Annotated in this window: 8 protein-coding genes; 4 read left to right on the top strand and 4 right to left on the bottom strand. The window is 70.9% G+C overall.

From position 1 onward, the window contains the following. Nucleotides 1–9 precede the first annotated feature (9 nt). Nucleotides 10–597, bottom strand: a complete 588-nt coding sequence (locus ACN9MM_RS15375; protein WP_426364146.1) for a GNAT family N-acetyltransferase — start codon at nt 595–597, stop codon at nt 10–12. 239 nt (nt 598–836) lie between these two features. Between ACN9MM_RS15375 and secA the strand changes: the two genes are divergently transcribed. After that, nucleotides 837–3,647 (top strand): preprotein translocase subunit SecA, encoded by a 2,811-nt coding sequence (gene secA, locus ACN9MM_RS15370; protein WP_426364145.1) that lies wholly within the window; start codon nt 837–839, stop codon nt 3,645–3,647. Between the two features lie 59 nt (nt 3,648–3,706). Here secA and ACN9MM_RS15365 read toward each other — a convergent pair whose 3' ends face one another. Next, nucleotides 3,707–4,225, bottom strand: a complete 519-nt coding sequence (locus tag ACN9MM_RS15365) for an Rv3235 family protein (protein WP_426364144.1) — start codon at nt 4,223–4,225, stop codon at nt 3,707–3,709. A gap of 274 nt (nt 4,226–4,499) precedes the next feature. On the opposite strand from ACN9MM_RS15365, the gene ACN9MM_RS15360 reads away from it, so the two are divergent. Beyond that, entirely contained in the window at nt 4,500–5,006 is a 507-nt protein-coding gene (locus tag ACN9MM_RS15360; RefSeq protein WP_426364143.1) for a DUF6912 family protein, read from the top strand. Nucleotides 5,007–5,029: 23 nt separating this feature from the next. Further along, nucleotides 5,030–5,686, top strand: coding sequence for an HAD family hydrolase (locus ACN9MM_RS15355; protein ID WP_426364142.1), 657 nt, complete (start codon nt 5,030–5,032; stop codon nt 5,684–5,686). A 139-nt stretch (nt 5,687–5,825) separates the two neighbouring features. On the opposite strand, the gene ACN9MM_RS15350 is transcribed toward ACN9MM_RS15355, so the two are convergent. Further along, the gene (locus tag ACN9MM_RS15350) at nt 5,826–6,380 is read right to left on the bottom strand and encodes a DJ-1/PfpI family protein (protein ID WP_426364141.1); all 555 of its coding nucleotides are present in this window, start codon (nt 6,378–6,380) and stop codon (nt 5,826–5,828) included. A 430-nt stretch (nt 6,381–6,810) separates the two neighbouring features. On the opposite strand from ACN9MM_RS15350, the gene ACN9MM_RS15345 reads away from it, so the two are divergent. Continuing rightward, a complete protein-coding gene (locus tag ACN9MM_RS15345) occupies nt 6,811–11,778 on the top strand; it encodes an NAD-glutamate dehydrogenase (RefSeq protein ID WP_426364140.1) in 4,968 nt (1,655 codons plus the stop codon). A 68-nt stretch (nt 11,779–11,846) separates the two neighbouring features. On the opposite strand, the gene ACN9MM_RS15340 is transcribed toward ACN9MM_RS15345, so the two are convergent. Beyond that, entirely contained in the window at nt 11,847–13,160 is a 1,314-nt protein-coding gene (locus ACN9MM_RS15340) for a glycosyltransferase 87 family protein (RefSeq protein WP_426364139.1), read from the bottom strand. Between the last annotated feature and the right edge of the window lie 17 nt (nt 13,161–13,177).

The raw sequence follows: 13,177 nt of genomic DNA, 5'->3' as shown, positions 1-13,177 counted from the left end.
GCGCGTGTGTCAGTCGCCGGTGGAGCGCTCCGGGGCGGGGAGGTACGGAAGGGGGCTCGGCAGGCCGAAGTCGGACGGGAGCAGCGCGCCGACCCAGGCGTCCCGGAGGGTGCCCTTGTTGGCCAGGCCGGCGCGCTGCACGCCCTCCAGGGCGAAGCCGGCCCGCTCGGCCACCGCGCGTGAGGCGGCGTTGCCGACCTCGGCGCGCCAGATCAGGCGGGTGCAGCCGAGCCCGGTGAAGGCCCAGTGGGCCAGGGCCCGGACGATCTCCGTCATGTAGCCGGAACCGCGATGTTCCTTCGCCAGCCAGTAGCCGATCTCCCAGGCGCCCTGGCCGCGGCTGGACAGGGTGACCGCGGCGAGCAGCGGGCCGCCCTCGATGGGTTCGGCGGCGAAGCTGTACTCGGTGTCGTCGCGCCAGCCGTCCGGGACGAGACGGTGGACGAAGAGCTCGGCGTCCTCGCGCTTGTACGGGGAGGGGACGACGGTCCAGCGCTGGATGTCGGGGTCCTGGCAGACGGCGGCCACCGCGTCGACGTCCTCGGGGACGAAGTTCCGCAGGCGGAGCCGGTCGGTGGTGAGGGTGATGGGATCCATGCCGGGATTGTGGTGACCGCGGCCACCGGAAGCGAACACTTTTCGGGTGGGGCGGCACCTTCCGCCCACCTCGTGCGTTCTCTTTGCGGGCGGACCTACGGCTCGGGCACTGCGGGCCTCCCTGCGCGAGGGCGGTCTCGCTTACGATGGCCGTTGCGGTGGGGACCACCTGCCGTGCCCGCGCTCGTGTCCATCACAAGACCCAGTGCCAGGCCCGACCGGCAAGGAGACCAGCCTCAGTGTCCGTCTTCAACAAGCTCATGCGTGCAGGCGAAGGCAAGATCCTGCGCAAACTGCACCGCATCGCGGACCAGGTCAACTCCATCGAAGAGGACTTCGTCAACCTCTCCGACGCCGACCTGCGGGCGCTCACCGAGGAGTACAAGCAGCGGTACGCCGACGGCGAGAGCCTCGACGACCTGATGCCCGAGGCCTTCGCGACCGTCCGCGAGGCCGCCAAGCGCGTCCTCGGCCAGCGCCACTACGACGTCCAGCTGATGGGCGGCGCCGCCCTGCACCTCGGCCACGTCGCCGAGATGAAGACCGGTGAGGGCAAGACCCTCGTCGGTACCCTCCCGGCGTACCTCAACGCGCTCTCCGGCAAGGGCGTGCACCTGATCACGGTCAACGACTACCTGGCCGAGCGCGACTCCGAGCTCATGGGCCGGGTCCACAAGTTCCTCGGCCTGACCGTCGGCTGCATCCTGGCCAACATGACGCCGGCCCAGCGCCGTGAGCAGTACGCCTGCGACATCACGTACGGCACGAACAACGAGTTCGGCTTCGACTACCTCCGCGACAACATGGCGTGGTCCCAGGACGAGCTCGTCCAGCGCGGCCACAACTTCGCCTGTGTCGACGAGGTCGACTCCATCCTCGTCGACGAGGCCCGTACGCCGCTGATCATCTCCGGCCCCGCCGACCAGGCGACCAAGTGGTACGGCGACTTCGCCAAGCTCGTCACCCGCCTGAGCAAGGGCGAGCCCGGCAACCCGCTCAAGGGCATCGAGGAGACCGGCGACTACGAGGTCGACGAGAAGAAGCGCACCGTCGCGATCCACGAGGCGGGCGTCGCCAAGGTCGAGGACTGGCTGGGCATCGACAACCTCTACGAGTCGGTCAACACTCCTCTCGTCGGCTACCTGAACAACGCCATCAAGGCGAAGGAGCTGTTCAAGAAGGACAAGGACTACGTCGTCATGGACGGCGAAGTCATGATCGTCGACGAGCACACCGGCCGTATCCTCGCCGGCCGCCGCTACAACGAGGGCATGCACCAGGCGATCGAGGCGAAGGAGGGGGTGCCGATCAAGGACGAGAACCAGACGCTCGCCACGATCACCCTCCAGAACTTCTTCCGCCTGTACTCGAAGCTCTCCGGCATGACCGGTACGGCCATGACCGAGGCCGCCGAGTTCCACCAGATCTACAAGCTCGGCGTCGTCCCGATCCCCACGAACCGGCCGATGATCCGCAAGGACCAGTCGGACCTGATCTACCGGACCGAGGTCGCCAAGTTCGCCGCCGTCGTCGACGACATCGCGGAGAAGCACGAGAAGGGTCAGCCGATCCTCGTCGGCACGACCTCCGTCGAGAAGTCCGAGTACCTCTCGCAGCAGCTCTCGAAGCGCGGCATCCAGCACGAGGTGCTCAACGCCAAGCACCACGAGCGCGAGGCCAGCATCGTCGCCCAGGCCGGTCGCCGCGGCGCCGTCACCGTCGCCACGAACATGGCCGGCCGCGGTACGGACATCAAGCTCGGCGGCAACCCGGACGACCTCGCCGAGGCCGAGCTGCGCCAGGCGGGCCTGGACCCGGTCGAGCACGTCGAGGAGTGGGCCGCGGCCCTGCCCGGCGCCCTGGAGCGTGCCGAGAAGGCCGTGAAGGCGGAGTTCGAGGAGGTCAAGGACCTCGGCGGGCTGTACGTCCTCGGTACCGAGCGGCACGAGTCGCGCCGTATCGACAACCAGCTGCGCGGTCGTTCCGGCCGTCAGGGCGACCCGGGCGAGTCCCGCTTCTACCTGTCGCTCGGTGACGACCTGATGCGTCTGTTCAAGGCGCAGATGGTCGAGCGCGTGATGGCCATGGCCAACGTGCCGGACGACGTCCCGATCGAGAACAAGATGGTCACCCGCGCCATCGCCTCCGCGCAGTCCCAGGTCGAGACCCAGAACTTCGAGACCCGTAAGAACGTCCTGAAGTACGACGAGGTCCTCAACCGGCAGCGCGAGGTCATCTACGGCGAGCGCCGCCGCGTCCTGGAGGGCGAGGACCTGCACGAGCAGGTCCAGCACTTCATGGACGACACGATCGACGACTACATCCGCCAGGAGACCGCCGAGGGCTTCGCGGAGGAGTGGGACCTCGACCGTCTGTGGAACGCCTTCAAGCAGCTCTACCCGGTGAAGGTGACCGTGGACGAGCTGGAGGACGCGGCCGGGGACCGGGCGGGCATCACCGCCGAGTTCATCGCCGAGTCCATCAAGGACGACATCCACGAGCAGTACGAGACGCGCGAGAAGCAGCTCGGCTCGGACATCATGCGTGAGCTGGAGCGGCGCGTGGTCCTCTCGGTCCTCGACCGCAAGTGGCGCGAGCACCTCTACGAGATGGACTACCTCCAGGAGGGCATCGGCCTGCGCGCGATGGCGCAGAAGGACCCGCTGGTCGAGTACCAGCGCGAGGGCTTCGACATGTTCACCGCCATGATGGAGGGCATCAAGGAGGAGTCCGTCGGCTACCTGTTCAACCTGGAGGTCCAGGTCGAGCAGCAGGTCGAGGAGGTCCCGGTGCAGGCGTCCGCGCCCTCGCTGGACAAGGAGGACGCCGTTCCGGCGGCCGCCGGGCGTCCGGAGATCCGCGCGAAGGGGCTCGACGCCCCGCAGCGGCCGGACCGGCTGCACTTCTCCGCGCCGACCGTGGACGGGGACGGCGGTGTCGTCGAGGGCGACTTCGCCTCCGACGACGCGGAGTCCGGCGACGGGCTGACCCGTGCCGAGCGGCGCAAGGCGCAGAAGAACGCGGGCGGCGGGCGTCGCCGCAAGAAGTGACGCGTCCGAACTGACGTGACGGAGGGGTCGGTCGCCCGGAGGGGCGGCCGGCCCCTTCGTCATGGGTGGCGGGCGGCCGTGCCGAGGCCGTCCAGTTCCACGGCGGCGCAGCGCCAGCGCTGGTCCTCGCCGCGCTCCAGGCGGAACGCCATGGCCCGTAGCCGGGCGCCGGTGGCGATGGTCGCGAAGGCTTCGAGGGCCGCCTGGGGGGAGTGCACCTGGACCGAGCAGCGGCGCAGGACCGGGCGGGGACCGTGCGAGCGCAGGGGTGTCTCCGGGGCGAGCCGGACGAGCTGCTCGTAGGCGTCGCCGACGGTGTGGCCGAGCATCCAGTGGACGGGCCGCTCCCCGCTGAGCACGGCGAGCAGGCGCTCGGCGAAGACGGTGTGCGGGGGGAGGGTGCGGGGCGCGGTGCGGACGGGGCCGCCCTGTGCCGGGGTGCGGGGGTGGGTGCCGGCCGCGCTGTGGGGGCGGGCTCCGGCGGAGCCGCGCGGGCGCGTGCCGGCCGGGCCGCCGGGGGCCGTGCGGGGGCGGGGCCGGGGGAGCGGGGCGGGCGTGGTGGTGAGCGTGGCGTTCATGGCGGACCCCTGTCGTTGCGTCACCGGGTGATACCAGTGAGTAACTTTCGTTGGGGATCTTGTACGGGGGGACTTCGAGGCTCCGCAAGGAGGCCGTCGCGGCGGGGCGGCGACGAAACCGGATCACCTATCCGGGTGACGCGGTCGAAAATCGGGTCTCCGGCGACTCGGAGGGCGCCTTCGTCGGTGGACGGACGGCGAGTCCGGCCCGCCACCCCGAAGGGGGACTCCGCACGTATCCTGAGGGCCTCTCCGTCTACGAAAGCGGCCTGCCATGCGCGTCTACGTCCCCCTGACCCTCCCCGGTCTCGCACAGGCGCACAAGGCGGGCGAGCTGGGCCCCGGTCCGCTGACGGCCTACGCCGTCACCCCCGCGCTGCGCGAGTGGTACGTCTCCGACGACATCGAGGAGCTGGAGTACGCGGCGCTCAACCGGGCCGCCTCCGCCTCCCTGCGGCTCCTCGCCGGTGACCCCGAGGCGCCCCGGCGCCGGATCGTCGTCGCCGTCGACGTGGCGGACAAGGACGCGACCGTCGACCCCGACCGCGGGCTCGACGCCGGTTCCATCGGCGAGGTCCGCATCGCCGGAGCCGTAGCCCTGACCAAGGCCGCGGCCGTGCACGCCGACGCGGACGACGCCGAGGCGGACGTCACAGCGGCGGCGGGCGCGCTGGGCGCGGCGGACCAGGGCGACGACGACGCGCAGTTCGTCGTGGACGGGGCCGAGGACCACGAGCTCCTCTGGTTCGGCGTGCAGGAGATCCCCTCCCTGCTCGGCTGAGCCGCCGGGTACCGTCTCTCTCCATGGGGAAGCACGGAAAACACCTGGTCTGGGACTGGAACGGCACACTGCTCGACGACATCGGCGCGGTGATCGGCGCGACGAACGCAGCTTTCGCCGAGCTCGGGCTCGAATCGATCACGCTGGAGCGGTACCGCGATCTGTACACGGTGCCGGTGCCGAAGTTCTACGAGCGGCTGATGGGGCGCCTGCCGACGGACGAGGAATGGACCGTCATGGACGGGGCCTTCCACCGGCACTACTGGGAGCGCGCCGAGTCCTGCGGGCTCACCACCGGCGCGGCGGAGCTGCTCGCCGCGCGGCAGCAGTCCGGGCTCACGCAGTCGCTGCTGTCGCTAGCGCCGCACGCCGAGCTGATACCGCTCGTGCGGCGGCACGGGATCGCCGAACGGTTCGTCCGCATGGACGGGCGCGTCGACGCCTCGACGGACGGCAAGTCCGGGCACATGGTGCGGCACCTGGCCGCGCTGGGCGTCCCCGCCGAGCGGGTGGTCGTCATCGGCGACGCGGCGGACGACGCGCTGGCGGCGGCGCACGTGGGGGCGCGGGCGGTGCTGTACACCGGCGGGTCGCACAGCCGGGCGTCGCTGTCGCGCGTCGGGGTGCCGGTCGTGGACTCGCTCGCGGAGGCCGTCGCCGTGGCGGAGGAGCTGGTCTAGGGAGGGGCTTGCCGATCGGACGTCCGAGGGGCTTGCCGATCGGACGTCGCGGGTCCGGCCTGATCGGCACGACACCCCCGGGAACGTCGCGGGGCCGGGTCCGTGGGCAGTCTGCCCACGGACCCGGCCCCGACGTGCGTCAGCCCTTCGCGCGGAGGACCTTCAGGAACTCGCGCATCCAGGTCGGGTGGTCCGGCCAGGCGCGGGACGAGACCAGGGGGCCGTCCACCACGGCCGCGCTGTCCTGGAACGTCGCCCCCGCCGCCTGCATGTCGAGCTCCAGCGCCGGGTACGCCGTGACGCGGCGGCCCTCCAGGCTGCCGATCGCGGCCGTCAGAAGCGGGCCGTGGCAGATCTGGGCCACCGGCTTGTCGGCGTCGAAGAAGGCCTTGAGGATCTTGCGGAGCTCCGGGTCGTTGCGCAGGTACTCCGGCGCGCGGCCGCCCGGGATCACCACCGCCGTGTACGCGCCCGGGTCGACCTCCGAGAAGGCCAGGTCGGCGGGCCACGTGTAGCCCGGCTTCTCCGTGTACGTGTCGTAGCCCGGCTCGAAGTCGTGGACGACGAAGCGGAGCGTCTTGCGCGCCGGGGCCGCGATGTCGACCTCGTAGCCCTCCTCCAGAAGCCGCTGGTAGGGGTACATCACCTCCAGCGACTCCGCCGCGTCCCCGGTCACGATCAGGATCTTCGCCATGGCTCTCCCAGATCACAGATGGTCGGTCTGTCGTGCTCTGCCCATGCTCGCGCACCCGCAGCCCCCGGCGCGGGGGTTTGGCCGGAGGGCGCGTGTCGCTGTCCATATCGTCAAACTTCCCTCGCTCTTTTGTACGCATACGGCTCATGACGGTTCGGGGGTCATGAGCGATAGGCTTTTGCCGTGATCAGCGCGATACGCCAGGGGGGCAGTGAAGCCCCCGGCTGCCGCCCGGCCCGCGACAGCGGCCGGGCCGACCGTGCGTTCGCCGATCCTCTCCGTCCGGGCGTGCCACGCTCCGTGGCCGATAACGACCTGGGCATCTCTCATCCGGGCATAACGTCGACTTCGACCGGAATCACCGCGTCGCGGCGTTGTGTCCTTTCTTCCACCGACGTCACGCAACGGCGCGCGACAGGAGTCAGAGGACATGCAGACCAAGCTGGACGAAGCCAAGGCCGAGCTGCTCGAGAGGGCCGCTCGGGTAGCTGAGCACAGCCCGGTCGGGGGGCGACTTCCGACGGGCCCGGAGGGCGCGGGCAAGCGCCCGGACCGGGACACGGTGCTCGAGTACCTCCAGCGCTACTACCTGCACACCGCGCCCGAGGACCTCGCCGACCGCGACCCGGTCGACGTGTTCGGCGCCGCGCTCTCTCACTACCGGCTCGCGGAGAACCGCCCGCAGGGCACTGCGAGCGTGCGCGTCCACACCCCGACGGTGGAGGAGAACGGCTGGACGAGCAGCCACTCCGTCGTCGAGGTCGTCACCGACGACATGCCCTTCCTCGTCGACTCGGTCACCAACGAGCTGTCCCGCCAGGGCCGCGGCATCCACGTCGTGATCCACCCGCAGGTCCTCGTCCGCCGCGACGTCGCAGGCAAGCTCATCGAGGTCCTGTCGGCGCAGATCCACGGCGAGCTGCCGCACGACGCGCTCACCGAGTCCTGGATCCACGTCGAGATCGACCGCGAGACCGACAAGGCCGACCTCAAGCAGATCACCAACGACCTGCTGCGCGTCCTGTCCGACGTCCGCGAGACCGTCGAGGACTGGGACAAGATGCGCGAGACCGCGCTGCGCATCGCCGACGGCCTCTCGGCCGAGCCCACCGCCTCCGACCTGCGGCCCACCGAGGTCGAAGAGGCCCAGGAGCTGCTGCGCTGGCTCTCCGACGACCACTTCACCTTCCTCGGCTACCGCGAGTACGAGCTGGTCAACGGCGACGCCCTGTCCGCCGTGCCCGGCACCGGCCTCGGCATCCTGCGCTCCGACCCGCTGCACGGCGCCGACGACCAGGGCCACCACGCCCACCCCGTCTCGCCCTCCTTCAGCCGGCTGCCCGCCGACGCCCGCGCCAAGGCCCGCGAGCACAAGCTGCTGATCCTGACGAAGGCGAACAGCCGGGCGACCGTGCACCGCCCCTCGTACCTCGACTACGTCGGTGTGAAGAAGTTCGACGCCGACGGCAACGTCATCGGCGAGCGCCGCTTCCTCGGGCTCTTCTCGTCCGCGGCCTACACCGAGTCCGTCCGCCGGGTCCCCGTCGTCAAGCGCAAGGTCCAGGAGGTCCTCGCGGGCGCCGGCTTCTCGCCGAACAGCCACGACGGCCGCGACCTGCTCCAGATCCTGGAGACCTACCCGCGCGACGAGCTCTTCCAGACCCCGGTCGACCAGCTCCAGTCCATCGTCACCAGCGTCCTGTACCTCCAGGAGCGGCGCCGGCTGCGGCTCTACCTGCGCCAGGACGAGTACGGCCGCTACTACTCGGCCCTCGTCTACCTGCCGCGCGACCGCTACACGACCCGCGTCCGGCTGCGGCTCATCGACATCCTGAAGGAGGAGCTCGACGGCACCAGCGTCGACTTCACCGCCTGGAACACCGAGTCGATCCTCTCCCGGCTGCACTTCGTCGTCCGCGTCAAGCCCGGCACCGAGCTGGCCAAGCTCACCGACGCCGACGTCGACCGCATCGAGACCCGGCTCGTCGAGGCCGCCCGCTCCTGGTCCGACGGCTTCGGCGAGGCCCTCAACGCCGAGTGCGGCGAGGAGCGCGCCGCCGAGCTGCTGCGCCGCTACGGCAACGCCTTCCCCGAGGGCTACAAGGCCGACCACTCGCCGCGCGCGGCCGTCGCCGACCTGGTCCACCTGGAGGCCCTCACCAGCAGCGGCAAGGACTTCGCGCTCTCCCTGTACGAGCCGGTCGTCGCCGGCCCCGGCGAGCGCCGCTTCAAGATCTACAAGACGGGTGAGCAGATCTCCCTCTCCGCCGTGCTGCCGGTCCTCAACCGGCTCGGCGTCGAGGTCACCGACGAGCGCCCGTACGAGCTGCGCTGCGCCGACCGCACCCACGCCTGGATCTACGACTTCGGTCTGCGGATGCCGGTCACCACGGGCAACGGCGGCGACTACCTCGCCGACGACGCCCGCGAGCGCTTCCAGGAGGCCTTCGCCGCCACCTGGACGGGCGAGGCCGAGAACGACAACTTCAACTCGCTCGTCCTGTCCGCCGGGCTCAACTGGCGCGAGGCGATGGTGCTCCGCGCCTACGCCAAGTACCTGCGCCAGGCCGGTTCGACCTTCAGCCAGGACTACATGGAGGACACCCTCCGCAACAACGTCCACACCACCCGGCTGCTGGTCAACCTCTTCGAGGCCCGCATGGCCCCGGAGCGCCAGCGCGCCGGCACCGAGCTGATCGACGCGCTCCTCGAAGAGCTGGACGCCGCCCTCGACCAGGTCGCGAGCCTGGACGAGGACCGGATCCTGCGGTCCTTCCTCACCGTCATCACGGCGACGCTGCGTACCAACTTCTTCCAGACCACGGCGGACGGCAAGCCGCACTCCTACGTGTCGATGAAGTTCGACCCGCAGGCCATCCCGGACCTGCCGGCCCCGCGCCCGGCCTTCGAGATCTGGGTGTACTCCCCGCGCGTCGAGGGCGTCCACCTGCGCTTCGGCAAGGTCGCCCGAGGCGGTCTGCGCTGGTCCGACCGCCGGGAGGACTTCCGTACGGAGATCCTCGGCCTGGTCAAGGCCCAGATGGTGAAGAACACCGTCATCGTGCCGGTCGGCGCCAAGGGCGGCTTCGTCGCCAAGCAGCTCCCGGACCCTTCGGTGGACCGCGACGCCTGGATGGCCGAGGGCATCGCCTCGTACAAGACGTTCATCTCGGCGCTGCTCGACATCACCGACAACCTGGTCGCGGGCGAGGTCGTGCCGCCGGTCGACGTGGTCCGCCACGACGAGGACGACACGTACCTCGTGGTCGCCGCCGACAAGGGCACCGCCACCTTCTCCGACATCGCCAACGGCGTCGCGGAGTCGTACGGCTTCTGGCTCGGCGACGCGTTCGCCTCCGGCGGCTCCGCCGGCTACGACCACAAGGGCATGGGCATCACCGCCCGCGGCGCCTGGGAGTCCGTCAAGCGGCACTTCCGCGAGCTGGGCCACGACACCCAGACCGAGGACTTCACCGTCGTCGGCGTCGGCGACATGTCCGGCGACGTCTTCGGCAACGGCATGCTGCTCTCCGAGCACATCCGCCTGGTCGCCGCCTTCGACCACCGCCACATCTTCATCGACCCGAACCCGGACGCGGCCGTCTCGTACGCCGAGCGCCGCCGGCTCTTCGACCTGCCGCGGTCCTCGTGGGCGGACTACGACACCTCGCTGCTCTCGGCGGGCGGCGGCATCCACCCCCGTACCGCCAAGTCCATCCCGGTCAACGCGCAGGTCCGGGCCGCCCTCGGCATCGAGGCCGGCGTCACCAAGCTGACCCCGGCCGAGCTGATGAAGGCGATCCTCCAGTCGCCCGTCGACCTGCTGTGGAACGGCGGCATCGGCACGTACGTGAAGTCCTCGGCCGAGTCCAACGCCGACGTCGGCGACAAGGCCAACGACGCCATCCGCGTCGATGGCCAGGACGTCCGCGCCCAGGTCATCGGCGAGGGCGGCAACCTCGGCGCGACCCAGCTCGGCCGCATCGAGTTCGCCCGCATCGGCGGCCCCGAGGGCCAAGGCGGCAAGGTCAACACCGACGCGATCGACAACAGCGCCGGCGTCGACACCTCCGACCACGAGGTCAACATCAAGATCCTGCTCAACGGGCTCGTCGCCGAGGGCGACATGACCGTCAAGCAGCGCAACAAGATCCTCGCCGAGATGACGGACGAGGTCGGCGCGCTCGTCCTGCGCAACAACTACGCGCAGAACACCGCCCTGGCCAACGCCGTCGCCCAGTCGCCGTCCCTGCTCCACGCCCACCAGCGGTTCATGCGCCGCCTGGGCCGCGACGGGGCCCTCGACCGGAACTTGGAGTTCCTGCCCAACGACCGGCAGATCCGCGAGCTCCTCAACAACAGCCGGGGCCTGAGCCAGCCCGAACTCGCCGTCCTCCTCGCGTACACCAAGATCACGGTGGCCGACGAGCTGATCGGTACGGAGCTGCCGGACGACCCGTACCTGCGCGGGCTGCTCCACGCGTACTTCCCGACGCTGCTGCGCGAGAAGTTCACCGAGGCCGTCGACAGCCACGCCCTGCGCCGCGAGATCATCACCACGGTGCTGGTCAACGACACCGTCAACACCGGTGGCTCGACCTTCCTGCACCGCCTCCGCGAGGAGAGCGGCGCGTCGATCGAGGAGATCGTCCGCGCGCAGACCGCCGCCCGGATCGTCTTCCGCCTCGGCCAGGTCTGGGACGCCGTCGAGGCCCTCGACAACCAGGTCCCCGCCGACGTCCAGACCCGGATGCGCCTGCACTCCCGCCGGCTCGTCGAGCGCGGCACGCGCTGGCTGCTCAACAACCGGCCGCAGCCGCTCCAGCTCACCGAGACCATCGAGTTCTTCGCCGACCGCGTCGAGGAGGTCTGGGCCCAGCTGCCGCAGCTGCTGCGCGGCTCGGACCTGGAGTGGTACAAGTCGATCCTGGCCGAGCTGACCGAGGTCGGTGTGCCGGAGGAGCTCGCGCTGCGGGTCGCCGGCTTCTCCTCCGCCTTCCCGACGCTCGACATCGTCGCGATCGCGGACCGGACGGGCAAGGAGCCGCTCGCGGTCGCCGAGGTCTACTACGACCTGGCCGACCGGCTGCGGATCACGGACCTGATGGACCGCATCATCGAGCTGCCGCGCAGTGACCGGTGGCAGTCGATGGCCCGTGCCTCGATCCGCGAGGACCTCTTCGCGGCGCACGCGGCGCTGACCGCCGACGTCCTGACGGTCGGCAACGGCACGACGAGCCCCGAGGAGCGGTTCAAGGCCTGGGAGGAGAAGAACGCGGCGATCCTGGGCCGCGCGCGGACGACCCTGGAGGAGATCCAGGGCTCGGACACCTTCGACCTGGCGAACCTGTCGGTGGCGATGCGGACGATGCGGACGCTGCTCCGTTCGCACAGCTAGTCGTTCCTCGAGGAAGGGCCCCGCCGGTGTTCCGGCGGGGCCCTTTCCCGTGCGTCCGGCCGGCGGGTTCAGGCGGCCGGGGGTCCGCCGGTGGTCGAGGTCCACAGGCGGCGGGCGGCGAGCAGGGCGGCCGCGAGGAGCAGGCCGTTGCGGAGGACCATGACGGTCAGGCCGGTGGGGGTGCCGGCGACGACCTCGTCGTAGAGGACGGGGTACGCGAGGGAGCTGAGGGCGGCGGCGGGGAGGAGCAGCAGGGCGACCGGCCGCATCACGGTGTGGCGGGAGGTCAGGCAGACGGCGGCGAGGCCGAGCAGCCAGATCATGTACTGGGGACTGATCACCCGGCTGGTGACGGTGAAGAGCAGGACGGCGGCGAGAGCCGCGTCGAGCGGGGTGGCGGGGGTCCAGCGGTGTGCCGCGAGGCGCCACAGGAGCAGCCAGCCGAAGGCGACGACGGTGAGCAGCAGGGCGAGGTGCCCGATGCTGGAGACGTACGGGCCGGTGTACTCGAAGGCGCCGTAGCGGAACTCGACCCTGCCCGGCCAGGCGCCGGTGGCGCGGGCCACCGCGAGGGCGGTGCCGCCCAGGGACTCGATCTGGATGCCGCGGCTGCCCTGCTGGCGCAGGAAGCCCAGCGCGTCGGAGAAGAAGAGCGCGAGGGTGGCGAGGAGCGCGAGGGCGGTGACGGCCGCGGCGGTCCAGGCCTCGCGGGTGGTACGGCCCCGGGGCGTGCCGATCAGGGCGAGTGCCGGCCACACCTTGACCATCGCGCCGATCCCGGCGAGCGCGCCGCCGAGCTGGTGGGCGGCGGTGCGGCGGGCGCCCAGGGCGAGGAGGGCGAGGACGGCGAGGGCGGTGGTCTGGACGTCGTACCGGGCGAGCGGGAGGTGGAGGAGGAGGGGGAGGCCGCCGACCCAGATCCAGGCGCCGTGGGTGAGGCGGGCGCTGTCGGCGCGGGCGAGGGCGAGCGTGACGACGGCGTCGGCGAGGAGGGTGAGGGTGACGAACGCCTGGAAGTAGCTGAGCCAGGGGAGGACGCCCGGCGACATGATCACGAGTCCCGCGCCGGGCGGGTACTGCCAGGTGACGTCGCCGGGCGGGAAGGTGCCCTCGGCGAACTTCCCGTACCAGTACTGGTAGAGGCCCACCTCGCGGCCCACCCCGCCGATGCCGAGGTCGTCGCGGGCCAGGAGCAGGAGCATCCCGGCCCGGGTGAGGAGCCACACGGTGGCGAGGGCGAGGTAGGGGCCGCGGCCGACGGTGACGAACGTGGCGGAGGTGAAGGTGTCCGAGTCGAAGGGGGACCTGGTGAGGTCGGGGGCCTCGCTCCTGGACGGGGTCGGCGGCCGGAGGGGGTCGGGCTGCGGGTGATCGTGCGTCATCTCACCGCACTTTAGCC

This window comes from Streptomyces sp. E-08 (genome assembly GCF_049913095.1).
Taxonomy (GTDB): Bacteria; Actinomycetota; Actinomycetes; order Streptomycetales; family Streptomycetaceae; genus Streptomyces.
Note: the sequence above shows the minus strand (reverse complement) of the source record. Positions and strands in the feature narration are given on the sequence as shown.

Bases quoted from the DNA above. Each gene is read 5' to 3' on its own strand.
- ACN9MM_RS15375 (WP_426364146.1), bottom strand. From the start codon at position 597: ATGGATCCCATCACCCTCACCACCGACCGGCTCCGCCTGCGGAACTTC.
- ACN9MM_RS15365 (WP_426364144.1), bottom strand. From the start codon at position 4,225: ATGAACGCCACGCTCACCACCACGCCCGCCCCGCTCCCCCGGCCCCGC.
- ACN9MM_RS15360 (WP_426364143.1), top strand. From the start codon at position 4,500: ATGCGCGTCTACGTCCCCCTGACCCTCCCCGGTCTCGCACAGGCGCAC.
- ACN9MM_RS15355 (WP_426364142.1), top strand. From the start codon at position 5,030: ATGGGGAAGCACGGAAAACACCTGGTCTGGGACTGGAACGGCACACTG.
- ACN9MM_RS15350 (WP_426364141.1), bottom strand. From the start codon at position 6,380: ATGGCGAAGATCCTGATCGTGACCGGGGACGCGGCGGAGTCGCTGGAG.
- ACN9MM_RS15345 (WP_426364140.1), top strand. From the start codon at position 6,811: ATGCAGACCAAGCTGGACGAAGCCAAGGCCGAGCTGCTCGAGAGGGCC.
- ACN9MM_RS15340 (WP_426364139.1), bottom strand. From the start codon at position 13,160: ATGACGCACGATCACCCGCAGCCCGACCCCCTCCGGCCGCCGACCCCG.